The organism is Phormidium tenue FACHB-1052, from assembly GCF_014696675.1.
Taxonomy (GTDB): Bacteria; Cyanobacteriota; Cyanobacteriia; order Phormidesmidales; family Phormidesmidaceae; genus Nodosilinea; species Nodosilinea tenuis_A.
The window spans coordinates 1-24,973 of sequence record NZ_JACJQN010000005.1; the positions used below are offsets into that span (position 1 = coordinate 1).

Genomic DNA, 24,973 nt, shown 5'->3' on the forward strand with positions numbered 1-24,973 from the left:
CCTGAAAACGCTGAGGCTATGCTCCAGATTGCTATGGTTCGCATCATGCTCAGGCGCTTGGCTTAATTGGCTACACCCCTACCCCTTTTCAAACGCCCTCTAAGCGATTGCGCAGATAATAGCTTGCCTTGGTTCCTCGCTTGTTTGGGGACCATAGTACTGGTGAAAAGCTGAATGCCGAGGACGGAGACTTAATCCCTATAATCCAGGTACGGCTCATGTTAGCTGTCCACGACGAGTCCGGTTCAGCGGTTTTTGGGGCATCTGAATATTCTTTGTTGGCGACTCTTCGGGAATGTCTACTTTTTCCGAGGTAAGGTCACCTTCTTCCTCATCACTTAAATTGACTTGTAGCAAGACCCTTAGCTCCTCGTAGACTACTGCGGTTAATCAGCTCAGAGATGGAAGAGAAAAGTTTGATTGTATCTCCCTATCTATCCTGGCTAATATTCGAGCCTAGAAGCCACTCGGTTAACCTTTTGATAAATCATTTTTGAATTTACAGTGCCTTAAGAGGTTAAGGTAATCAGGCGGAAATAGCCAAAAAACCAGGCTATAGAATCTTTCTGCTCTAAAACATGAGACTTTAACCTTTAAATAAAACTTAAAGACAAAGATAATTTAGCCCTAGATTAATTAACCAATACAGACCTCAGGCTTAATCTCCATCTTTGAACTTTTGTGGGATTATTCACTGTGGAAATCGGGTCACGAGATATCTGCTGAGTCAAGGGCTTTGTAGAGAATTTTCATGCCTGTTTATAGAGTCTTGAAACGATTAACTAGGAGAACTTTTAGCCGATGGCTTTTGATACAACGCAACCCACCCAGGTGAGCGGGCTGAATGGCTACACGGTTGATCCTCTGATCACCATTGGCGACGAAATCGACGGCTACCTTCCTCCTGGTATTCCCGACGGCATGGGGGCGATCGCCCTCAACGCAAACACCATCCGGCTGTTTGTTAACCACGAGCTAAGCAATACCGCTGGTTACGCCTACACGCTGGAGAGCGGCGCAGAGTTAGCCGGGGCACGGGTCAGCTACTTCGACATCGATAAAACCACTCGCACAGTGGTGGATGCTGGGCTAGCCTACGACACCATTTACAACCGCGCTGGCGCGATCGTAGACGACGCCACCGATCTAGAGTTTGGCGGCATCAACCGCCTCTGCTCGGCCCAGCTGATCAATGCCAACCAGTTTGGCGAAAGCAATGGTTTTGCCGACGCCATCTTCTTTACCGGCGAAGAAACCGGGGGCGGCAGTGAGTTTGCCCTGGATGTGGCTACCGGCGAACTTTGGGCGGTGCCCTGGCTGGGCCGCGCCGCCTGGGAAAGCGTCACCGAGCTTGACACCGGCACCACCGACAAAGTGGCCCTGCTGATCGGCGACGATCGCGAAGCCGCCCCACTGCTGCTCTACGTGGGCGAAAAAAATGCGGCTGGCGACGGCAGCTTCCTCGCTCGCAACGGTTTGGCTCAGGGCAAACTCTACGCCTGGGCACCCGATAGCGGCATCGATTCTCCCGACGATGAGGATATCGCCCCTGACCCCACCGGGTTCAACGGCACCGGCAACAGTCAGGCGGGTAGCTGGGTCGAATTGGACTACTACCGCCCCGATCTGGCCAGTGCCGATGGCGCTACCGGCTACGATGCCCAGGGCTTTGCCACCCAGGCCCAGCAAGATTCTCTCGCCTACGACGTGGCGGGGGCCTTCCAGTTTTCTCGGCCTGAGGATGTTGCCACCAACCCCGCAGACGGCACCCAGGCTGTGCTGGCTTCCACCGGTCGCGGCTCTCGCTTTCCCGAAGATAACTGGGGCACCACCTACAAAATTGATGTTGAGTTCAATGAGTCGGGCGATCCGCTGACCGCTCAGCTCGACATTCTCTATGCGGGTGACGATGCGGGCAGCGGCCAGTTTACAGGCCCCGACTTTGGCCTGCGCAGCCCCGACAACCTCGACTGGTCGGCAGACGGCAACATCTACATTCAAGAAGACCGCTCCACCGAAATCGATCCCTTCGGTGGCGCATCGGGTGAAGAAGCCTCGATCTGGAAGCTCGACCCCAACTCTGGCGACCTGACCCGCATTGCCCAGATCAACCGCACCACTGGCGTGCCCGATGGCCAAACCGATACCGCGATCGGTGACGTTGGCAACTGGGAATCCTCCGGCATTATCGATGTCTCGACGCTGTTTGGCGAAGACCCCGGCGAGCTGTTCCTATTCAATACCCAGGCCCACAGTCTGCGCGGCGGCATCATTGACGAGGCGGGGCTGGTGCAGGGGGGGCAAATTTCCTTCCTGTCTGACCCGGCAGAAATCACTGGCTTTGCCTCTCTCCCTGCCGATACCTTTGCCGAAGGCCCGGATGCTGGTGGCAACGACGGTACGGGCGCACCCATTTCAGGCAACGGGCGCACCGGCCCCTTCGATGGTCAGCCAGTGCAGGGCTTTAGCGGTGTGCAGTTTGCTCCCGGCGGCGATGGCTCGACCTTCTGGTTCCTCTCTGATAATGGCTTTGGCGCTCAGACCAACAGCGCAGACTACCTGCTGCGAATTTATCAGGCTGACCCTAGCTTGGCCGGGTCAGAAGGTGGGGATGGCAGCGTAGATATTCAAGGTTTTGTGCAGCTCAGCGATCCCAATAACTTGATTCCCTTTGACATTGTGAATGAGGGTACGAGCGATCGCCTGCTCACCGGGGCCGACTTCGATGTGGAATCGTTTGTGATCGACGGCAACGGCGAGATTTGGATTGGCGATGAGTTTGGTCCCTACCTGCTGCACTTCAGCACCGAGGGTGTGCTGCTGGATGCGCCCATCGCCACCCCTAACGTCAACACCCTAAATACTCTTAACGGCCAAGATCCGCTGGTGATCGGCCACCGGGGCGCGAGCGGTGAACTGCCAGAGCATACGCTGGAGGCCTATAGTTTGGCGATCGCCCGGGGTGCTGACTTCATTGAACCCGACCTGGTGGCTACCAAAGACGGTGTGCTGATTGCCCGCCACGAGCCCATTCTGGGAGGCACCACCGATGTGGCCAGCCGTCCAGAATTTGCCGATCGCCAGCGCAGCGGCACCATTGATGGCGTGCTGTACGAGAACGAGTTTTTTGCCTCCGACTTCACCCTGGCCGAAATCAAGACCCTGCGGGCAATCATGCCCCAGGGCTACCGCACCGATGCCTTCGATGGCGTATTCCAGATCCCGACCTTTGAAGAGGTGATCAATCTGGTTAAGCAGGTTGAGCTAGACACGGGCAAGAAAATCGGCATCTACCCCGAAACCAAGCACCCCACCTACCACGACGATCTGGGTCTGTCGCTGGAAGAGCCGCTGCTGGCTACCCTGGAAGCCACTGGCTTCACCGACCCCAGCCGCATCTTCATTCAGTCCTTTGAGGTATCTAACCTAAAAGAGCTGAATACCAAGACCGACATTCCCCTGGTACAGCTGCTGGATGCCTATGATGTGGCGCTGGATGGCTCGCTCATCTACGAGGATGTGAATGCTCGTCCCTACGACTTTTCGGTGGCTGGCGACACCCGCACCTACGGCGATCTGCAAACTGCTGAAGGACTGGCCGAAATTGCCACCTACGCCGATGGCATTGGCCCCTGGAAGCGAATGATTGTTTCTGTCGAAGGCGTTGATGCAGACGGCGATGGCGCGGCTGACGATGTGAACAGCGATGGAGCCGTCAACGATGCCGATAAAACGACGACGGCTCCCTCCACGCTGATCCCCGATGCCCACGATGCGGGGCTATTTGTCCATGCCTACACCTTCCGCAACGAGGGGCGTTTTCTGGCCGCTGACTACCAGGGCAACCCCAACAAGGAGTATGAGCAGTTCATTGAGTTGGGGGTAGATGGTTACTTCACCGACTTCCCTGGCACGGGTGACCTGGTGCGCGATCAAATTACCAGTGACTTCGTCCGCTCTCCCCAAAACCCCGAGGTGCAGGCCACCACTGAGTTCGAGACGCTGACAGGCGGTGCCCCCATCGTGATCGGCCACCGGGGCGCATCGGGTGAGCGACCTGAGCACACGCTGGAGGCCTACAAGCTGGCGATCGCCCAGGGGGCAAACTTCATTGAGCCTGACCTGGTCGTCACCAAAGACGGCGTGCTGATCGCTCGCCACGAGCCCATGCTAGGGGTGGTGGCGCTGAATCCCGACGGCACCATTCAGCTGGATGCCAGCGGCAACCCCGTGCTCAACAGCACCGACACCAGCACCGATGTTTACCTGCGGGCTGAGTTTGCCGATCGCCTGACGGTGAAAAACCTGGACGGCGTTCTGCGGGGCGGCTGGTTTGCCGAAGACTTTACCCTGGCGGAGGTCAAGCAGCTCAATGCGATCGAGCGGATTCCGGCCATCCGGGGTACCGAGTTCAACAACGATGGCCTGAAGGTGCCTACCCTGGCCGAGGTGATCGACCTGGTGCAAGAGGTCGAGGCGGAAACCGGTCGCAAGATCGGCCTCTATCCCGAAACCAAGCACCCCACCTTCTTTGAGCAGCAGGGCTACAACACCAGTGAGCTACTGGTCGAAACTCTGGTAGCGGCAGGGTTCACTGACCCCAGCCGCGTCTTCATTCAGTCGTTTGAGGTGGCAAACCTGAAAGCGCTGAACGACACCATCATGCCCGCCGCTGGCATCGACATTCCCCTGGTGCAGTTGTTTGGCGGCAGTGGTCAGCCCTACGACTTTGTGGTGGCTGGCGATGCTCGCACCTACACCGATCTGTCTACCCCGGCAGGCTTGGCAGAAATCGCTGTATACGCGACGGGCATTGGCCCTAACAAGCAGCGCATTGTGCCGCTGAGTACGGTGGATGCCGATGGTAATGGTCAGCCCGACGACCTAAATGGCGATGGAGCGATTAGCGATGGCGATCGCGTTACCGGCACCCCCACCACCCTGATTGCCGACGCCCACGACGCCGGATTGCTGGTACACCTCTACACTCTGCGGAATGAGAGCGTCTTCCTCCCCGACAGCTACGAGGGCAATCCCATCAATGAATACAAGCAGTTCATTGAACTGGGGGTAGACGGCTTCTTCACCGACTTTCCCGGTACCGGGTTTACCGCCCGCAGCACCTTCATCGAAGAGCCTGCGGTGGCCAACCTAAATCGCTCCCAGGGTTTTGAAGGCATGGCCTTTAGCCCCGATCGCACCACCCTCTACCCAATGCTAGAGGGCACCGTCGTCGGCGACCCCGCTGGCTCGCTACGCATCTACGAATTTGATGTAGCCAGCGCTGCCTACGAGGGCCTGGTCGGCCTCTATCAGCTAGAATCGACCCGCCATGCGATCGGTGACTTCACCCCGATCAACACCAATGAGTTCCTCGTCATCGAGCGCGACAACAACCAAGGTGAAGCCGCAGCGTTCAAGAAGATCTTCAAGGTTGACTTCTCTGCGGTCAATAGCCAAGGCTTCGTCAAGAAAGAAGAAGTAGTCGATCTGCTGACCCTAAAGGATCCCAACGATCTCAACGGCGACGGCAGCACCACCTTCGACTTCCCCTTCCAGACCATCGAAGACGTGCTGGTGCTCGATGCCGACACCATTCTGGTGGCCAACGACAACAACTACCCCTTCTCGGTGGGCCGTCCCCCCGCAATCGACAACAACGAAATCATCGAGATCCAGCTCGACAAGCCGCTAAATCTCGATCCTCGTTTGGGGGTATCTGGGTTGTCTGAGGATGCGGCTGTTGCCGAACTCATCGACCTGACTGGGTTCGATCGCGCAGTCGCAGTCAATGTCACCCTCGATCGCGAAGCCGCCTTCGACAACGTGCTCAAGTTCTACGAGACCGATGCTCTGGGCAGAGTAGGCGGCCTACTGCCTGGTGAAGCAGGCTATGAAGCTGCGGCTGCCGCCAACCTGCTCGATGCTGAGCTGTTTGTCGGCAATAACACCGCTGCCGACCTCACACTCACGCTGGCAGGTGGCAAATACTACGCCCCGGCGTTGCTTATCGACGGTAGCTCTACTCATTTGGCCACCATCGATGATGCCGCCCTGGGCAGTGTACGGATTCAGCGCGACGGCAATGTTTGGAGCTTTGAAGACCACACCGACAACGACTTTAACGACTTAATCGTAACCCTCAACTCCGTTGCGCCAGTCGTTGCATAGTTGATGTTGACAGCGTGAAGTTAAGCCTTCTACCCCTGCGTTTGGTTAAGCGCAGGGGTTTTCTTACAGCAAAAGAAGTCTGGAGCATTGTCCAGATGTAGGTCATGCTAGCTGCCCATATCCGGCCTGGTTCAGTAGTTTTTGGGGCATCTGAACATTCTCCTTCGTGGGCGACCCTCAGGAGTGTCAACTTTTTTAGGTCAGGTCTTAGCCGCTTAGGGGGAATCGGAGATGGTTCTGATTGAATGAGTCGGCTCCGCTGCTTTTTTGCCCATCGGAAAACCGATGAGGGCCATCAAAGTTACCGACAAAAACCGTATGGGAAACCAAACTACCATTTCCCCAGATATGGAGTTGATAGGCAGGGGGCTCCATGACAAACTGGCTGGCAGTATCGGGCTGTAGATCGAGGTAGCCTTGATGGGCCAGACTAGGCTGGGTGCTAGCGATCGTGCCCGCCCAACGACGATACATCACCCGATGCAAATGCCCACAGCTAACTCGCTCGACCTGACCGTGCTGAGCAATCAAGGCGGCTAAAGCATCGCGGCCATCAAGCCACCGTCGATCCATCCAAGGAATGCCGGTTGTGAACGGAGGGTGATGCATAAAGATCAGAGTAGGGGCCTCAGGGGCTCTCACCAGTTGGGCCTCTAGCCACGCTAGCCGCTGAGCATCCAGCCTGCCCGATTTTTCCCCCGGCAGCGTGTTGTCTAGCATAATCAGGCGGATTGGATAGCCGTCTACGACATAGCTCAGATGATCGAGGGAGTTAGCCAGGTAGTGATGATCGGCAAATACCTGGCGTAGGTTTGTTCCCTGGTCATGGTTCCCAGGCATCAGATAAATTGGAGCGCGCAGGTTGGCCAGCATTGCTCTTAGCTGTTGATAGTCGGCCAGGGTGCCCTGCTGGACTAAATCGCCCGTCGCCACGACTAGATCGGGTTGGGGGTTGAGCTGATTGAGATGGGCGATCGCAGCCTGCACCAGGGAATTCGTATCCACCACGCCGTAGGCCAGTGCGCCTGCCGACTGCCCATGCAGATCGCTAATTTGAGCAATCAGGGTCATCGCGAATCCACCAGTTGGCAGGCTTTCTGGAGGCTGGGTAGGAAATGCTCTAAATCTGGGGTGTCTTGGTTGGGCACTTTTGCCAAATCATCCCAGCGGCGCAGTTGTACGGCCTGTTTTGCATAGGGTTGCTGGATAAAGGCAGTGGCAGCAGCCGGTGAAAACACGCCGCCCTGAAGTTCTAGGCTCCGTCTAGAAGTCGCCGATAGAGAATCCCAATAAGTCTCATCCACGGCGCAGAGGTAGCGTTTGGCCTCAACATGGAGCTGAATTGGCCGGGTGACAGCGGTGGGAAACAGCGGCGCTAAAACCGGGATGGCGCAGTGTTCATGGCGATCGTCAAGGCCGCGCAGGGCCGGATCATCCCCCAGGTGATGCACCAGATGCCCCAGATCGTGGAATAGGCAAGCGGCGATCATCTCAGCAGATTGATCGGCCTGCTCAGCCAGGATGGCACACTGGAGGGCGTGGTCGAGTTGGCTAACCGCTTCGCCGCCGTATTGGGCCTGACCCCGTTGGCGATAGAGATCGAGCAGAGTGATGAGAGAGGGTGGCATGGGGCAGAAAAATTAGAGGGATTGTTTGACCGGCAGACCGTTGATGTACACCGCCCGAATGGCACTGGGTAACGGGTCATTTGGAGTTAGCAGGAGAAAATCGGCATCGTAGCCAGGGGCGATTTTGCCTTTGCGATCGCCAATTTTGGCCGCTTTAGCCGGGTATTCGGAAACGCACTTCCATGCCTGCTCAAAGGGCATTAGCCCTTGTTCGGCCAGTAGAAACGGCGCGTGGAACAGCGAGGGGTAGTGATAGTCAGAACAGAGGCAGTCTAGAACCTGGGCTTGAGCGGCTTCGGCAACACTCATATAGCCAACGTGGGAACCGCCCCGCACCAGGTTAGGGGCTCCCATCAAGACGGCGGCTCCATAGGCGCGGGATGCTTCTGCTAGCGGGATGGAGGCCGGAAATTCTGCGATCGCCACTCCCCGCTCTCGACTTTTCGCCACATCGGCTGCCGTCTCATCATCGTGGGAAGCTACTGGAATACCCAACTGATGACAGCGCTGCACCAAGTCTTCAAACTGCGCCAGACCCTCCTCCTGACGGAGACAGGCAGCTTGCACCAGCGCTAAAATCTCGGCTTCGGACAGCTTCAGCCGTTGACGTAGCCCCTTCGTATAGCGCTGTAGCGTTTCCTCATCGATCGCAGGCGGGAGGTGGTTATTGAGAGAAAGCAGCGTGACTTTGCGAGTGTCTAGCCAGTGGCACAGTTCGTCATAGTCAGCGGTGTTGGCCTGCTCGTGGCGAATGTGAATGCGACTATCGACCCGCAGTCCATGATCAGGTGCCGAAATTTGGTTAATTAGCTGCCGCGCCATCTCTCGGCTACGCAGCCCCGGTTCAAAGGAGTCGGTAATGGAGTAGAAAAAGGTCGTAATTCCTGCTCCCAGCAAAGCCAGATCGTTTTCCACCAGGGCCATATCCAACGGCAGGTTGACCCCAGGCCGAGGGCAAATCATGCGTTCAAACGCATCGCCATGAATGTCAACAATACCGGGCAGCAGGTGCAGGCCGGTGACATCGATCGCCACATAGCCACTAGGCTTGGCTGTTTGATCGACGGCGACAAATTTGCCGTCTTCAACCAGCACCGTTGCCGCGTTTAGCCAGCCGGTAGGCGTCAACACCGTTGCGCCCTGGAGAGCAAGTTTGGGTGTAGAGAGGGGCTGTTTCATGGCAGAAGGACAGAGTAATTAGACATTCGTTTTTAGGCGATGCGCTGGCCCTGACGGCGGACGGAGGTAAAGCGGGGCACAACGCCATCGTGGTGGACGGTGACAAAGTCAGCCCGTTTGCCAACTTCGAGACTACCGCGATCGCCATCCAGGCCAATGGCTTTGGCCGGGTTTAGGGTAAACAACTGCATAGCTTTGTATAGAGGCTGCTGCTGCGCGATTAGGAACATCGCCTGCAGCAAACTCTGGGGGACATAGTCAGACGAGATGATATCGACCAGGTCTCGCTCGATCAGCTCCATGGCGGAAACGTTGCCAGAATGGGACTTGCCCAAGATCAAATTTGGCGCACCCATCAATACCTGGAGGCCGTGGCTGTGAGCTTCTTTAGCGGCATCGAGGGTGGTGGGGAACTCGGCAATTTCGGCTCCGTCCTGTAAAGCCTCCTGCACATGCTCAGGGGTGGCATCGTCGTGGCTGGCGAGGCAAATCCCATGCTTCTGGGTCAGGTCTACGAGCCTGCGGCGGTTTTCGTCGGCATGGCGCTGCTGGGCTTCGATGCGGGCTTGAATGAAGCCTTCCATTTCATCCGCCCCCACGCCGTGTTTGCCCTGGTAATACTCTTTATACTTCTCGACCTGGGCAAACTGCCGCTGACCGGGGGTGTGATCCATCAGCGAAATTAGCGACAGTAGGGGATGCTCGGCGTAGGTTGCCGCCACGTCAAACACCTGCTCGTAGCCCAGTTCACAGCGCAGGTGGAGACGGTGATCGACCGCAAAGCGCCCGTCAATTTGGCCCTGATGAATTGTGTTGATCATCGGGTCAAACTGGGTCATGCGCATGGAGGTCGGGGTGATGTCTCCAACGGCGATCGCATCGCAGACCGTGGTAATGCCAGCCGCCGCTAAGTCGCGATCGTGGTATACCGCTGCCACATCCATTGGCCAGCGCACCTTGGGCCGGGGCGACAGCCGCTGCTCAAAGTTATCGGTGTGCAGCTCGACCAATCCGGGCAGCAAGTAATCGCCGTCGCCGTTGTGCCCTTGGGAAACAACGCCGGGCTGCACCTCGGCAATCATGCCATCCCGCACAACTAGCGTACCGAGCACCTCTTCGTCAGGTAGTTGTAAGCGGTAGTTGGTAAAAATAGTTTCGGTCATGGGATACGCAATAGGGGCAGAATGACATCAGATACATCTAGACATCTATACTCATATCGGATCAAGATTAACTAGGCGTTATCGGAGCCCTAAGGTCTTTAGAACTGGAGGATGCGATCGCAAACTCGCTCTCTGACTTCGTCGTCGTGAAAAATGCCGACCATGGCACAGCCCTGGGCTTTGCGGGCTTCAATCAGCTGCATCACGACCTCGCGATTGGCGGCATCTAGGGCCGAGGTCGGCTCATCCAACAGCAAAATTGGGTAGCTGACCGAAAAAGCCCGCGCAATATTGACCCGCTGCTTTTCGCCCCCAGAAAACGTGGTGGGAGATAGCTGCCACAGTCGCTCGGGCAGGTTCAGTCGGGCAAAGAGGCTCTGAATTTTGTCATAGGCGATATCGGGGGCTATGCCTAAGTCCAGCAGGGGTTCTGCGGCCACTTCCAGCGCCGGTACCCGAGGAATCACTCGCAAAAACTGGCTGACATAACCGATGGTGTGCTGCCGCACGGCTAGCAATTGGTGGGGGGGAAGCTGGGGCAGATCAACCCAGTCGCCTTGATGTTTGACCCAGATTGAGCCCTTGTCAATGCGGTAGTTGGCGTAGAGTGATCGCATAAACGTCGATTTGCCAGAGCCAGATGGCCCCTGCAACGCCACACATTCACCCGCCTGCACCGTGAGGGAAACCCCCTCTAAAACCGGAATAGAAACTCCCCCTTGATGGTGCAAAACGAAGCGCTTGTAAAGCTCCTCGGCCCGGAGCATGGCCCCGGTGGGTGGCGCAACCGACAAGTGCGAATGATTCGATAGCAGCGATTGGGTCATGGTTTAAGGGTGTCAATAACAGTAGAACGCGCGGCATTTCCCCTAGGGCATGAGGGTGGCACTCACCAACTGCTGTGTGTAGGGATGGTGGGGGTCATCGAGTACCTGATCGGTCAACCCGGTTTCGACGACCTGACCGTTTTGCATCACCATCAGTCGATGGGCTAAAAGCCTGACGACACCAATATCGTGGGTCACCAAAATGACGCTGAGATGGAGCGTCCGCACCAACGATCGCATCAGATCCAGAAGTTTGGCCTGCACTGAAACGTCTAACCCGCCCGTGGGCTCATCCATGAGCACTAGCCTCGGCTGCGTCACCAGAATGCGGGCGAGCTGTAGCCGCTGCTGCATACCGCCAGAAAAGGTGCTGGGCAGGTCATCCATGCGGCTGGGGGGAATTTCTACCTGGTTTAGCCACTGAAGGGCTTCGGCGCGAATATGGCCGTAGTGGCGATCGCCCACATCGAGCAAGCGCTCGCCAATATTGGCTCCGGCGGTGACGGTCATGCGCAGCCCGTCCCGAGGGTTTTGCTGCACAAACCCCCATTCGGTTTTCATCAGCTTGCGGTGGTGAACTTCTGGCAGAGTGCGCAGGTTAATGGGCTGACCGCTGCGATCGCAATACACCATCTCTCCCGCGTCTACGGGAATGTGACCGGCAATGGCGTTTAATAAGGTACTTTTTCCCGATCCAGATTCGCCAATAATGCCTAGGACTTGGCCGGGGTAGAGATCGAAAGAGATGCGATCGCAGGCACAAAGCAAATCGTAGGCCTTGCTGAGATTGTTGATAGTTAGTAAGGGCTTCATGGCATTACAATCAGGATAATTGCTTTTCTTCTACAAAATTCTTCAAATCTTGACTTGTGTTGAATTGATTGTTTTTCGAGAGATCAAGCACCTTTATCATGAGCCTCATTGTGACCTCTCTCAGCACTAAGACATCCATTTCACCGATATTTATGCTTTTGCTTCCATGAACAATGTCATTTCTAATGTCACATATTCTACCGATCTTTTCTTTTAGTTCTTTTCTATGGCTTTTTGTTTCCTCTAAAATCATTGCTGCCCCGAAATCAATTGCTTGCTTCCCAGAGCCTAACAGCGTTTCTAGAGCAATTACTAAAAGCAGAAGCTGGTTTTCCAGGTCAGTCTGAATATGCGATTCTGATATCCAGTGCAAAAATCTAAGTATAGTTTTTTCAAATGGAGTCCGTTTAGCGTCTGATTTAAGCAATATACTTGATAATTCGAAAACCCCTACCCGTCTAAGTTCTTCTTTAGTTTTAGATGTTATTTCGAAATCTGTTGTACTTCTTTCCCAGTTACTCCTTGAGCCAGAAGATGACATTAGCAAAGCGATCCTTTTACCGCCTCTAGTATCTCCTGATATCCCTAATTCGACTTTCAACTTGCCAATGTGAAGACTGGGGAAAGCAGGGATGGCATAACGTAACACTTCCAAGGCTTTACTGGTCTCAATAACCGCTATTTCTTCTGCCTTTCTAGGTTCAGCGACAATCTCACATAACGAACAAGCTTTTCCGGCGAAGTTATCAGTCAAATATTTGCGACTTGCTTCAATCAATTGAACCTTTTCTATTTCCGAATGCCTTGTGGATTCAATAATTGTTTTTTTCTTGTCAAAGATTTCGGCAAGCCTGTTGCTCGTGATTGCCAAAAAAACTACTTTCCCTATTTCAAGAGATTTTTCTCGCTGTTCATCAAAAAATTGCATTCCTTTGACTGGGAGATAAACCGTCTGCTTAATGTTGTAATTCTGATATTTTTGATCTTCTTTGCTCAAGGCTTCTTCAACATCTCCAGCATTTCCAGATAAGCCTACCTCAAGCAACGTATTCAGTTTTTTGACAACCTCATAACGCGAGAGCTTATCTTCCCACTCTTGCTCTAAGCTGGATAGTATGTTTTGATACTCTACCTGTGTCTCTTCATTCAGCGTTGAAATATCTGAGCTATTTCTTGATGCATTCCATATTCTTTTTGCAATGTTTTCTTTTTTCGCCGGGTTCATTTTAATTCGAGTTGATTTTAAAGTCTTGTGCTGCATGCTCAAACAATAACTATCTTTCTCGTTTTTGCGTCGTTTCTCAAAATAAAGATAGGTCTTTCTGCTGTCGCTGATTACAGTAGTCTGTGTCAGAGCAAATCCACAGGCGGCTACCCTGGTCATCTGTGACCACCTCATCGAGATAGGTGTCTGTCGCGCCGCAAAATTCGCAGGGTTGATCCCAGGTTTCAACGCTGAAGGGATGATCCTCAAAATCAAGGCTTTTGATCTTGGTGTAGGGAGGCAGGGCATAGATTCGCTTTTCTCGCCCCGCCCCAAATAGCTGTAGGGCAGGGTTCATGTGCAATTTAGGGTTATCAAATCGGGGAATCGGACTGGGCTTCATCAAGTAGCGATCGTGCACCATCACCGGATAGTCGTAGGCCATGGCAATGTGGCCAAAGCGGGTGATGTCTTCGTACAACCGCACATACATGGGGCCATATTCTTCCAGCGCGTGCATTTTATTGGCCTCGGTGCGAGAGGGTTCGATAAAATACAGCGGCTCTGGCATAGGCACCTGATAGACCATAATTTGCCCCTCCCGCAACGGCGTTTCAGGAATGCGGTGGCGCGTTTGAATCAGCGTGGCTGCCTCAGTGCGTTCGGTAGTGTTGACACCGCAAACCTTACGAAAGAACCGACGAATATTGACGGCGTTGGTGGTATCGTCAGCGCCCTGGTCAATCACCTTCAGGGTGTCTGACTGACCGATCACTGAGGCCGTGACCTGAATTCCCCCGGTTCCCCAACCGTAGGACATGGGCATTTCACGGGAGCTAAAGGGAATCTGATGCCCTGGAATGGCAACCGCTTTGAGGGCGGCTCGGCGAATGGAGCGCTTAGTCTGTTCATCTAAGTAGGCGAAGTTAAAGCCAGGTTCGGGGAGAGCTGGGGAGCTGGGCAATTGGGGCGAAAGGGTCATGGGTCAACGGTTGGTAGTTGTTGAGAAAGTGACGAAAAGAAGATTTATGCTGGCACCTCCGATGGGGAGTGGGAATCAGGGGAAGTAGGATCAACTTTGGGAATCTCGGTCGAGGAGCCGTTGCTGGCAGATGGGGAATGACTCAGGCTGGATGCTGGGGAATCTGGAGCTTGCGGTGACGTTGGCTCAACGCCGTTTTGTTCTGCTTGGGCCTGGTCATAATTGCGCCGCAGCTGGCGAATCAGATTTAGCTCCGCCTGAAAGTCGATGTAGTGGGGCAGTTTGAGGTGCTGAACAAAGCCTTGGGCTTCGATATTGTCAGAATGAAATAAGACAAACTCTTCATTCTGGGCTGGCCCGTCGATCGCCTCACCTAAATCCTTAGCCTGCAAGGCTCGGTCTACTAAGGCCATGGCCATGGCCTTGCGCTCGTTGTAGCCAAAGGTCAGGCCATAGCCCTGGGTAAACTGGGGCGGAATCTCCTTGCTGCCTTTGAACTGATTCACCATTTGGACTTCGGTAACCGAGATGTCGGCGATCGCCACCTCAAAGCCCAGTTCTTCAGGGCAGATCACAACCTCCACCTCACCCACCCGAATCTCCCCCGCAAAGGGATGATTTTTGCCGTAGCCCCGCTGGGTCGAGTAAGCCATCGACAGCAGGAAGCCTTCATCGGCGCGGGCCAGGTTTTGCAAGCGAGCGTCGCGGCTAGTAGGGGTATTAAGGGATTCGCGAGTAATGTCGAAGGGAGGCGAGACATCGGCAAGATCGTCGGATTTGGTTGCGCCGATTAAACCTTCTTGGGCCAGGGTATTTAGGACTCGGGGTGTGGCCGCGGGGGGAGGTGCGATCGCATCCCCTATTTCAGTGGTTGGTGCAGAAAACTGGTTATTTTCGGCAGCCAGTTTGAAGTCGAGCAGCCGATGGACATAATCAAACGTGGGGCCAAGCTTTTGGCCGCCGGGGGCGTCTTTGAAGATCGCCGAAATGCGCCGCTGAATGTGCATGCGATTGGTCTCGATCGGTTCGCTGTAGTAGAGCCGGGGCAGGGTTGTCCGGTAGGCGCGGAGCAAGAAGGCGGCCTCCACTAAATCACCCCACGATTGCTTGATGGCCAAGGCGGCCAAATCGGGGTCGTACAGACTGCCCTCAGCCATCACCCGATTGACAGCCAGCTGCATTTGCTGCTTGATTTGCTCTAGCGATAGCTCTGGCACCGCCGGTTCGCCGCGCCGTTTGGCCATAAGCAAGGCTTCGGCGTTTTGAATCGCCTGTTCTCCACCTTTGACGGCAACATAGGGCATAGAATTCTCCGCAATTTAAGCGATTTCTCGATCTACAACTCGACTAAAAAACTGTAGCCATGCCTTTAAAAGCGCAATGATTCATGGAAGGCACGAGCTTTCTGCCGCTTGGGATTAGTCGGCAGATTCATTACCACCCCTCCTGTTTGCCCGCGATCCGGGTCGTGCGCGGTAGGCCCAAAACCTGGCGATCGGCAAAACACCAGACGTCAAGCCCAAGGGGATAGTGAGCGGTCATCGCCTGCCACTGCTGCCAAAAGTCGGTGCTCAGGGGCGTTTGCAGGGTGATGGACTCTAAAATGCCTGGGCCTTGTAGGGTGGCAGACCCCGTTCCTTCCAGGGCTGGCAGCTGAATTAGCAGAGAGGTTGAGGCCTCTGGATAGGCTGCTGTGCCCCAGTTAAAGTCTTCCAGGTTGGGCATGGTTTCAACATTATTAATTACGGCAAAATCAGCCGTTTGGGGCTGAGCCGTGAATCGGCACCCGGTGTGAAACACCAGCCAAGAGCGTGCGGATTCTGCAATATCCGGCTGTAGCCACACCGTTGTCTCCAAGTCGAGCAGTGTCAGGCAAGCCGCCGCGCAGCCAGGGTTTAGCCCCTCCGGTGGGGTCAGGGATGCGGTGGTTTGCTGGATGCCCGGTCGCGCCAAGGCATCTAGCAGCGCTCGAAAGGTTTGCTGAGCGTCATGGACGGGATCTTTGAATCCGGGGAGTTGGGTCGTGAGCATAGAGCAGGGACTATGGGGGCGTGAAATTTAGATTTTGTAGCGACGGGTGCTGCTCTGCTTTAAGCTTCTCCTCGCAGCAGGGTAAAGAAATTGACGCGGGTAGACTCTACCTCAGCCGCTTCAGCCACTCGCTGTTGGCGGGCAGCGGCTCGCAGCGGCTCGATTACCTGGGTTTGAACCTTGGCTTGCCAGTCAGAATGTTGCAGCAGGGCATCGCAAACGGCGGCGAGTTCAGCATGGCGCTGCGATCGCCCCGCCACATAGCCAAAACCCGAGATAGAGTCATCCCCAGCTTGCTCTAGCTGAACAACGCAGCGGGTTAGGGTGATTTCTCCCAGGTTGAAAGGCTGACCTGCCCCTTCTGCGCGGCCACGTACCATGGCCAAGCCAATTTCGGGCGATCGCAAAAAGTGATACTCGGGCAGCGCCCCTAAGGTAGCGACCCGCTCTTCCAAAAGCGCCAGCGGTGCCTTGACCAGGGCCGATATCCACTCCGATCTTGACTGGGCTTGGGCTGTGTCCACCATCACTTAACCAACCATTAACAGCAACTTAAATTTGTATAGATGTCTAGACGAATTATGGGGCATGATTAAGTAGAATGCAATCCCTATTCCGTCGAGTTAGAGTATCGGGCTAGGCCTGCCGCAGATTGATCGTTTTTGGACAGGCCTAGGGCCATCGGCCCGACATGGTGCCGTTTTTCAGCAGGCCTTGTCTCATCCCAATCGCTGTACCAGGTGCAGCGGTTCCGGTTCCACAGTACTCACTAGTTTTAGAGCGCTTCTGGGCAGTACCCGCAGTACTTCCTCTAGGGTTGTGACTCCGGCCATGACTTTTTCAATGGCCGATGTGCGAAATGAGATCGAGTCGCTCTTGCTGAGGTGGCGGCGCAGTTGAGTCATGGTGCCATCGTAGATCAGCTCGCGCATGCGATCGTCCACCTCTAGCATCTCGACCACGGCTTCTCGACCCGAATATCCAGACTGGAAGCAGGCTGGGCACCCTCGCCCCCGTCGCCAGTTGCCCTTTTTGATTTGAGCGGCATCCAGTTGCAATATGGCTAGGAGTTCTGGGTTGGGCTGGGTGGGTTCAGCACAGTGGGGACAGATGCGCCGCACTAGGCGTTGAGCGACCACCCCCAAAAGGGCATCGCTGATTAACCCAGGATCTGGCCCAATGTCTTTAATGCGGGGAATTGCCCCAGCGGCATCGTTGGTGTGCAGGGTAGTGAACACCAGGTGGCCAGTGAGGGCCGCCCGAATGGCGGTTTCTGCGGTTTCGTGATCCCGCACTTCTCCCACCATAATGATGTCTGGGTCTTGGCGCAGGATCGATCGCAGCCCCGCCGCGAAGGTCATGCCCGCCGCTTCGTTCACCTGGGTCTGGGTGATGCGGGGCAGCACGTATTCCACCGGGTCTTCCACCGTGACCACGTTGACATGCTCGGTGGCGATCGCCTGCAAACTGGTATAGAGCGTACTGGTTTTACCGGAGCCAGTCGGCCCGGTGAAAACAATGATGCCCTGGGGCTGTTCTAGCCAGGTTTTGTAAATTTTCAGCGCTTTGGGCGAAAACCCCAGCTTATCAATGGTGGTGAAGGGGTTTTCGCGGGGCAGCAGACGTACGACGGCCTTCTCACCGCAAACGCAGGGCAAGGTGCTAACTCGCATGTCCATACTCTGGTCGGCTTCGTTGTCGACCTGGTATTTTTCCCCAATCCGGCCATCCTGCGGACGACGGCTGTCGGCAATGTCCATGTTGGCCATTACCTTCAGGGCCACCACCACCCGGCGGCTGATCTCCCCTGGCAGCAGGGTAATATCGCGCAGTACTCCATCAATTCGGTAGCGCACCCGCAGCCCTTCTAGGGTCGGTTCTAGGTGAATGTCGCTGGCCTGGTGCTGTAGGGCGCTAGAAATGATCGCCTTAATCCGCTCAATTTGCCCCTCGGCCTTAGACAGAAATAGCTCAGTGGTTTCGCCAATGTCATCGGTCGATTGCTGGCCGGTGATTGGGTCTAGCAGACGGCTAGAGGTAATGCGAGTCAGGTCGGCGGTACGAGTGTGGTACCAGGCCCGATAGCTCTTGGCCGCAATGGGTAGGACTTTGACGGTCGTCAGGGTGCGATCGCCAATCGTCTCCAACACCTCAGGGGAAACGTCAACCGGGCTGCCCAGGTAAAAGCAGCTTTGCCACAGCAGCAGCGGCACAACCGGGGGCAGTTTTTGCCCCTGACAATACTGAAAAAAGCGACTACAAACCTCCTCATCCAGCAGGTCTAGTTTGAGGATGCCCTCGTCATCGCGCACCAGGCTGAGAGCCTCTTCACAGGAAATTTTTCCCTGTTTGAGCTGCTTCCAAGCAGAAACGGGCCAAGGTACGGTTTGCATAGCATCGGGCTCCTGAATATAAGCGTGATGAAAAACTGATCCAGCCCCACCAACTGCCAGAACAGAAACAGCTTCTCATTCTTGTTTTGAGTGACGGCGGGAGGAATAACCAAAGGGTAAAGTAACCAGCCAGCTTGGGCAAAAACCAAAAGCTGGCTGGTAGGGGTTACGTCAGAACTGAGGTGATTGACTCAACACAGTTAAGCCGTTGCACCATTTAGTGCGATCGAGCGATTATCCGTCCGCCAAATACAGTACGTAATGCCAGATCCCTGGGCATTGACGTACATATATTTGCCGTTCTGAGAGAAACAGGCTCCGGCAAACTCGCTGGTACTACCCGGAATGATGTTGCGACAGAACTCAAACAAACCACCGCTAGCATCTACCCCAACCACCCGCTGGCTGAAATTGGGCGCGCCCGGTTGGCCGCCGCTGCCATCTTCACAGAGGTAGAGGGTGCCATCCCGCGCCACCGTAATGTTGTCGGGGCCATCCAAGAGGTTTTCATTCGTCGATTCAACTACTAGGGTGACCGTTTCATTGCTGGGGTCATAGGCCCATACCTGCCCTTCGCCCTCATCCCCAGCATTGCTGCAAACCCAGTAGTGCTTGCCCTGGTGATACCAGGCACCCTCGCCCCGGTACCACGCGGCAGCTCCCTTAGCCAACGCTTCGTACCGCAGGGTATCTTCCGCTGGGTCAACATCATCTAGCTTGACCCACTCCACGCGGAGGGGTTGCCCCAGAAAAGGTAGCAGGCTGCCCGAACCATTCGCGCCCAGACCACGGGTATCAACCCCGCTAAAGCTGCCGCCCCGGTCATTTGTTCCGCCAGTGGGAATTAAAGCCCCGGTGCAGTCAGAACGCTGCCCCGGCTTAATGACCATGGCATAGAGGTCACCCCCTTGCTGCAGATCGCCAAAGCCATTGGGTTTCCGCACCTTAGGCACGAACTTATAGTAGGCGCTATCGCCCCGATCTTCGGTTTCAAAGACATACCCACTCTGGGGATCAACCGAAACCGCTTCATGGTTCATGCGGCCCATCGCCACCAGCGGGATTGGGTCAACGGCTTGACCCAACTGGGAAGGAACCTCAAAGTTGTAGCCGTGCTTTTTGGTCACCCGCGGGTCAGTAGCCGGAGTGGCTACGTTTTCTTCCGAGGAAATCCAGGAACCCCAGGGGGTAGGGCCACCGGCACAGTTGCGGATGGTGCCGCTCAGGGAAACATAGTCCCGGACTACTAAACCGTCGCGATCAACTTCGACCGTGGTGGTACCGCCGCCGCCGCTGTTCAAAGAGCTACCCGTGTAAGGGTCATACTGCTTACCGTTGGGCGCAACGGTGCCGCCGCCCCCAGGATTCCGCTCATGGTTACGCACCAGAATGTAGTTGCCGCTGCGGCCCTGAAACGCGGCCATGCCATCGTGGTTGCCCGGAACAATTGCACCGTCAGACATGACATCCCCACGAATGGAGATAGCGGTGTACTGAAACTTGTCGGGCAGGGTAATCAAGGGAGTGTTAGCCAGGCTCCCCAAACTTTTGGTGTTGTTGGGCAACTTAGGCGTGGGGGTGCCAAAGCCCGGCACTGTAAAGCTAGCGGTATTACAGGTTCCCTGGGCCATGGCCCGACGAGCATTTAGCAAGCCCATGGGGGCCACTGCTGTACCCGCTGCCGCCGCAGACATCAGCATGACAAACTGACGCCGTGAGAAATTAGACATCGTACTCCTTCTCCTCTTCAAAGCATTAAAACTTACAGACCCTTGCAGGCCAAAGGTCACCAAACTTGCTCAGAGTTACCCCTGCAAACCGGCCAAAAGTTTCTTTTAGCAAAGGCTATTTCATCTCTTTTATGGATGAGATAAATCCATAAATAGCAAGACGACAAATCCAAACAACGGTCATCTCGCGCAATCTTTTCTGTCAGCAATATTGACTCAATAAAGTATTAATTGCAACCAAGCTGAAGTTAAAGTTTGGTTAATTGAAAAATTTCTGAATTGAATATTCGAGCTTCATGTCAATAGAATTTATTTCCTTAAGAATCCAGCTAAAGGTTAGTGGGTCGTCAAGGATTAATCCGAATTTGAATTGTAGAAACGGAAAAATCTGTCGCACTCCATTTTGCAGGAGCAACGTTTGAGGACTATTAATTACATTAGAGTCGCTACAAACCGAAGCCCTAGTCAGTGATGCACGGGCTTGCCTGTAGCGTATTTCTGGCTAGTAAGCTGTAGCGCTTTAGTCGAGAGCATCAATTAACTGATCGTATTCCTCGGGGCTTAGACGACCTTGACGAAACGCCGCATTCACTTGGACAGACGGGTCTCGGCTCACCAAAGGCGCTGCTGGTGCCTGGGCTAGCGTCGTTGAGGCCTGACCTTCACCGGTTGAGTCTAACCCAAGCAAACCGTAGGAAGAATAGTAATATTGAGCAGTTTGAAGAGCACGCTGGCGATCGCTCAACCACTGTTCTCGAGAAACACTAAGACTAAAAACTGGCACTACCCGTCCGTTGATATGCCCTAAAACATCGATTTCAACTGAGCTTAACTGCGAATTTTGAGCAAAGGCTCTTGTAATCTCATCGACTGCTGCAGATTGAGCTTGTCCATCCAACACACTCCGTGGGGGGGTGCCATAGACTTCTATAGTTACCGTTATGGGATCCGGACTTGCATGAACGGGTTGGCCTAGTAAAAATGCTTCAATAGCGGAGGCAAGCACTGCTGCGGCCAATAGTTTCTCTGCTACTTTTTTGAGATCTGAAACCATTAAAAAATTCAGCATAAAATGCTTCTGTCAATCAACAAGAACCAAATTCCTCAACGAAGGCATTTTTCCACTAAACGGGGACACGTTAGGTAAAAAAGCCGTTAAATCAACCCTATATTTCGTTAACCTATGGGTTTTTATTTTGAGTAAATTACGTGTAATTACTGATTCGCTAGTGAGTAGCATCTGAAACAGTAAATTTTTCGTCAGCTTCGGATCCCGAACACAGAGTACCACCTGCGGCACGGCCACCTAGTTCTAGCAACGTCACAGGCGTTAGGGAGCCTTGGGCTGTCATCACCGATGAATAACAATGAACAACTGCGGATATGGCTGTGCACCTCGACGGACTGCGATCGCCTGCCCTTGGGATACGACTATACTTATTTACGGCTTCTGTTTGAGCCCTACCGAATCAACATGCATCAAGAAGCTCTGCCACTGTATTTGCAAATTGCCAGTCAGCTGCGTTGCAACATTCGAGAAGCTGTGTTTAAAGTCGGCGATCGCTTGCCGACAGAAACCGAACTCAGCGAGCGATTTGGGGTCAACCGCCACACCCTGCGACGGGCGATAGAGGTTTTGCGGCAAGAAGGCATTGTTGGTGTAGAGCGGGGCCGAGGCACGTTTGTGATGGCGGATCCGATCGCCGTACCGATTGGCAAGCGGGTGCGCTTCAATGAATCTCTCAAAGCCCAATCGCTACAACCCCTGTGGCAGGTGCTGCGTATTGTCGAGATCAATGCCGATACCAGGCTGTCGAAACGGTTGGAGATTGATGTCGGAGCCTCAGTCCTATTATTTGAGCGCCTGAGTTCCATTGACGATATACCGATCAATATTTCCAGCAGCTACTTTCCGGGCCAGCATTTTCCCAGATTAATTGACCACTGCCAGACCTATCGCTCTATTTCGAAGATGCTGCAGACGGAGTATGGCCGTGACCATATTCGCCGCAGCACGCGCGTTTCGGCCCGTCTAGCCCAGGCCAATGATGCACGATTGCTAAAAATGCCTGCTAATGGGCCAATTTTGTTATCTGAGTCGATTAATGTCGATCAAACGGGTGTGGTGATTGAGTACGGGGTCACCCGGTTTCGGGGAGACCGAATGGAGCTGGTGCTGGAAAATGAGGCTTAGTAGATGCCTGCGGCGTTGCTGAATTGAGGAATGAATCTGCAAAAGCAACGGTTACTGCATCGGCCCCCCAACCCCCCAATTTTGGGGGACTTTGAGGTTGTCTGGTTCCCCCCCAGAATTGGGGGGTTAGGGGGGCAAATCATACTACTGATCAGCAACGCCGTAGATGCCGGCCTCTCTTTAAATCTCCCAGGGCTAAAGGACTTTAAGCTTTTGACTGCCACTGGGATTGGGACTAAGGGGCAAAGCATGGCGGCGTTGAGCAGCGCTCCAAGAACCTTAAACGGTTTTCTACGCAAGCTTAATCAACCTTGGGAAGGGTCTTAAACTGCCTGCTGGAATATGGCTATGGCTCGCTAGGGATCGTTTTTGTCTAGACATCTACATAAATTGTTTGGCCATCAACATCCATCTATGCCGGGCCATGATGTTCAACTGGGCCAATATATAGCCATGCGATCAGCTACGGAGAGTGCGTTGGAGGCTTCCTTTGCCGCCCCCGCTGTCAAGGTTCAGCAGTTATCTAAGTCTTTCAAGGGGCAACCTGCGCTCCAGACGGTGAGTTTGCAGGTTGGTATGGGGGAAATGGTGGCGCTGGTGGGAGCTTCTGGTTCCGGCAAGTCTACTCTGTTGCGCAACTTGAATGCCCTACAGCTCGCTGAACAGGGCACCGTAGAAATCTTCGGCAGTCCGCTGCAGGTTGACGGTAAGCTGCATTCTAAGGCGCGTCAGCTGCGCAGCCAGATTGGGTTTATTTTCCAGCAGTTCAATCTGGTCAATCGTCTGACGGTGCTGGAAAACGTTCTGGTTGGCAATCTATCGCAAGTTTCGATCATGCGATCGCTCGTGCGGGGCTTTAGCCAACAGGAAAAACTGCGCGCGCTCAGTGCTCTAGAGCGAGTCGGTATCTTAAATCAGGCCTACAAGCGGGCGTCATCCCTATCGGGTGGTCAACAGCAGCGAGTGGCGATCGCTCGTTGTCTGATGCAGGGAGCCAAAATCATTCTGGCCGATGAACCGATCGCCTCCCTTGACCCGGAGTCAGCCCGCAAGGTGATGGAGCTATTGACCCATCTAAACCAGGAGCAGGGCATTACTATCATCACCTCGTTGCACCAGGTGCAGGTGGTGCGCTGCTATTACAAACGTGCGATCGCACTGCGGGACGGCACCGTTCGATTTGATGGTCATATCCATAGCTTAGATGACCAACAGCTCAATGCGATTTACGGTGCCGCCGCCGAGGAATTGGTTTTGAGCGGTCATGCCGAAGTTTTCTCAGCTTTTTAGCAGCAGCCGATCCAGGGTTTCACCTGAGTGCTCCCAATCCAAGAGCTAAATCTCTTAGCCCGTAGCTAACTCATTCCCACAGTTCTAATTTGTAGTCTTGAGGATTTGCCACCATGACATCTGCTTTAACCCAGTGGTCTGCCCGATTTTTTCTGGTCTTAGCCGGTACTGCTCTGATTGCAGGTTGCAGCACAACCGGGCAAGACAATGCTGATGCCCCCGGTGAGGCTGCCGGTGCAACCTGTGCGCCAGAATTAGCCGAAATCGATTTCGGCATCATCTCCACTGAATCCCAAGCCAACCTTAAAACTCAGTGGGAGCCTTTCTTGGCCGCTATGGAAGCAGAGTTGGGTCGCCCCATCAACGGTTTCTACGCCACCGACTACGCTGGCGTCATTGAGGCCATGGGCGCGGGCAAGATTCAGCTCGCCTGGTATGGCGGTAAGTCTTACATTGAAGCCGCGGCTCGTTCCGATGCCGAAGCCTTTGCCCAAACCGTCAACTCAGACGGCACCAAGGGCTACTACTCTCATTTGATTACCAACAAAGATAACCCCATCCTTGAAAACGTTGATGTTGAAGCTGGCGACGGCGATCAGTACGTTATCAAGAACGCCGCTGATCTAACCTTTGCCTTTAATGACCCCAACTCGACCTCGGGTTTTGTGGTGCCCAGCTACTATGTGTTTGCCAAAAATGGCATTAACCCGAATGAGGCTTTTGAAGAACTGCTGTTTGCGGGCAGCCATGAAGCCACAGCCCAGGCGATCGCCAATCAACAGGTAGATGTAGCGACCAACAACAGCGAAAACCTGCTGAAACTTGAGCAAGGTGATCCAGAAGCCTTTGGGAATATCCAGATTATTTGGACATCTCCTGTCATCCCTAGCGATCCAGTCGCCTATCGGAATGACTTACCCGATTGCCTGAAAGACCAGTTTAAAGACTTCTTCTACAACTACAAAGATGCTGCGGTGCTAGAGCCCCTGGGCTGGCAAGGTTTTGACCAGGCCACTGATGCCGATTGGGATACTATTCGTGAGCTGGATCTCGGCCAAAAGATGATGGAAGTGCAGAACGACGCCAATCTGAGTCCTGAAGCGAAGCAGTCTCAGCTTGATGAGCTGAACAAGCAGCTCGAAGCTTTGTAGGAGGCCTAAATGCTGGGTTCATACCTGTATTCAGCACCTCTTCAATAGAGTTGCCAAAGGGGTTATTTAGCGAATCCTATTTGGATGCATCCGGGTTGTAGGGGCATTGCACTGCCCCTACGAGATTCCTATTTTGAACCGGGGTTTTCCAATGCGGATTTCGCATGATACTACCTACGAAAGCGCCCGAAGATCTGCCTGAATGTACCCGTTGCGA

18 protein-coding genes are annotated in these 24,973 nt (G+C 54.3%); 4 read left to right on the plus strand and 14 right to left on the minus strand.

Features of this window, described 5'->3' with window-relative positions; all coding sequences use genetic code 11:
• Positions 1-801 precede the first annotated feature (801 nt).
• Positions 802-6,171 carry a glycerophosphodiester phosphodiesterase family protein gene (locus H6G07_RS08665; RefSeq protein WP_084173535.1) on the plus strand — a complete coding sequence of 1,790 codons (5,370 nt, stop codon included), beginning with the start codon at positions 802-804 and terminating at the stop codon, positions 6,169-6,171.
• Between the two features lie 207 nt (positions 6,172-6,378).
• Here the strand turns inward: H6G07_RS08665 and H6G07_RS08670 are convergent, their stop codons facing one another.
• The 14 genes from H6G07_RS08670 to H6G07_RS08735 all read right to left on the minus strand — a co-directional run bounded on the left by H6G07_RS08670 (position 6,379) and on the right by H6G07_RS08735 (position 21,190).
• On the minus strand, positions 6,379-7,242 hold the full coding sequence (locus H6G07_RS08670; protein ID WP_073610553.1) for a phosphodiesterase: 864 nt from the start codon (positions 7,240-7,242) through the stop codon (positions 6,379-6,381).
• A complete protein-coding gene (locus H6G07_RS08675; RefSeq protein WP_073610552.1) occupies positions 7,239-7,799 on the minus strand; it encodes a phosphonate degradation HD-domain oxygenase in 561 nt (186 codons plus the stop codon). Before H6G07_RS08675 ends, H6G07_RS08670 begins: the two co-directional genes overlap by 4 nt.
• Before the next feature lie 12 nt (positions 7,800-7,811).
• On the minus strand, positions 7,812-8,978 hold the full coding sequence (locus tag H6G07_RS08680; RefSeq protein ID WP_073610551.1) for an alpha-D-ribose 1-methylphosphonate 5-triphosphate diphosphatase: 1,167 nt from the start codon (positions 8,976-8,978) through the stop codon (positions 7,812-7,814).
• 32 nt (positions 8,979-9,010) lie between these two features.
• Positions 9,011-10,141 carry an alpha-D-ribose 1-methylphosphonate 5-triphosphate diphosphatase gene (locus tag H6G07_RS08685; protein ID WP_073610550.1) on the minus strand — a complete coding sequence of 377 codons (1,131 nt, stop codon included), beginning with the start codon at positions 10,139-10,141 and terminating at the stop codon, positions 9,011-9,013.
• Between the two features lie 98 nt (positions 10,142-10,239).
• Entirely contained in the window at positions 10,240-10,968 is a 729-nt protein-coding gene (gene phnL / locus H6G07_RS08690) for a phosphonate C-P lyase system protein PhnL (protein ID WP_073610549.1), read from the minus strand.
• A 42-nt stretch (positions 10,969-11,010) separates the two neighbouring features.
• Entirely contained in the window at positions 11,011-11,781 is a 771-nt protein-coding gene (phnK, locus tag H6G07_RS08695) for a phosphonate C-P lyase system protein PhnK (protein WP_073610548.1), read from the minus strand.
• A gap of 10 nt (positions 11,782-11,791) precedes the next feature.
• Positions 11,792-13,165, minus strand: coding sequence for a HEPN domain-containing protein (locus tag H6G07_RS08700; protein WP_139297159.1), 1,374 nt, complete (start codon positions 13,163-13,165; stop codon positions 11,792-11,794).
• Positions 13,083-13,967 carry an alpha-D-ribose 1-methylphosphonate 5-phosphate C-P-lyase PhnJ gene (locus H6G07_RS08705; protein ID WP_073610546.1) on the minus strand — a complete coding sequence of 295 codons (885 nt, stop codon included), beginning with the start codon at positions 13,965-13,967 and terminating at the stop codon, positions 13,083-13,085. The genes H6G07_RS08700 and H6G07_RS08705 overlap by 83 nt, the downstream gene beginning before the upstream one ends.
• Positions 13,968-14,011: 44 nt before the next feature.
• Positions 14,012-15,271 (minus strand): carbon-phosphorus lyase complex subunit, encoded by a 1,260-nt coding sequence (locus H6G07_RS08710; protein WP_084173533.1) that lies wholly within the window; start codon positions 15,269-15,271, stop codon positions 14,012-14,014.
• A gap of 130 nt (positions 15,272-15,401) precedes the next feature.
• Positions 15,402-15,998 (minus strand): phosphonate C-P lyase system protein PhnH, encoded by a 597-nt coding sequence (gene phnH / locus H6G07_RS08715; RefSeq protein WP_073610545.1) that lies wholly within the window; start codon positions 15,996-15,998, stop codon positions 15,402-15,404.
• A gap of 59 nt (positions 15,999-16,057) precedes the next feature.
• The gene (gene phnG / locus H6G07_RS08720) at positions 16,058-16,525 is read right to left on the minus strand and encodes a phosphonate C-P lyase system protein PhnG (protein ID WP_073610544.1); all 468 of its coding nucleotides are present in this window, start codon (positions 16,523-16,525) and stop codon (positions 16,058-16,060) included.
• 192 nt (positions 16,526-16,717) lie between these two features.
• Positions 16,718-18,391 carry a GspE/PulE family protein gene (locus H6G07_RS08725; protein WP_073610543.1) on the minus strand — a complete coding sequence of 558 codons (1,674 nt, stop codon included), beginning with the start codon at positions 18,389-18,391 and terminating at the stop codon, positions 16,718-16,720.
• Between the two features lie 200 nt (positions 18,392-18,591).
• Positions 18,592-20,121, minus strand: a complete 1,530-nt coding sequence (locus H6G07_RS08730; RefSeq protein WP_073610542.1) for an alkaline phosphatase PhoX — start codon at positions 20,119-20,121, stop codon at positions 18,592-18,594.
• Positions 20,122-20,641: 520 nt separating this feature from the next.
• Positions 20,642-21,190 carry a hypothetical protein gene (locus H6G07_RS08735; RefSeq protein WP_073610541.1) on the minus strand — a complete coding sequence of 183 codons (549 nt, stop codon included), beginning with the start codon at positions 21,188-21,190 and terminating at the stop codon, positions 20,642-20,644.
• A 288-nt stretch (positions 21,191-21,478) separates the two neighbouring features.
• On the opposite strand from H6G07_RS08735, the gene phnF reads away from it, so the two are divergent.
• The 3 genes from phnF to phnD all read left to right on the plus strand — a co-directional run bounded on the left by phnF (position 21,479) and on the right by phnD (position 24,756).
• On the plus strand, positions 21,479-22,315 hold the full coding sequence (phnF, locus tag H6G07_RS08740) for a phosphonate metabolism transcriptional regulator PhnF (RefSeq protein WP_139297158.1): 837 nt from the start codon (positions 21,479-21,481) through the stop codon (positions 22,313-22,315).
• A 453-nt stretch (positions 22,316-22,768) separates the two neighbouring features.
• Positions 22,769-23,605 carry a phosphonate ABC transporter ATP-binding protein gene (gene phnC / locus H6G07_RS08745; RefSeq protein ID WP_139297157.1) on the plus strand — a complete coding sequence of 279 codons (837 nt, stop codon included), beginning with the start codon at positions 22,769-22,771 and terminating at the stop codon, positions 23,603-23,605.
• A 113-nt stretch (positions 23,606-23,718) separates the two neighbouring features.
• The gene (gene phnD, locus H6G07_RS08750; RefSeq protein ID WP_073610537.1) at positions 23,719-24,756 is read left to right on the plus strand and encodes a phosphonate ABC transporter substrate-binding protein; all 1,038 of its coding nucleotides are present in this window, start codon (positions 23,719-23,721) and stop codon (positions 24,754-24,756) included.
• Positions 24,757-24,973: the final 217 nt, after the last annotated feature.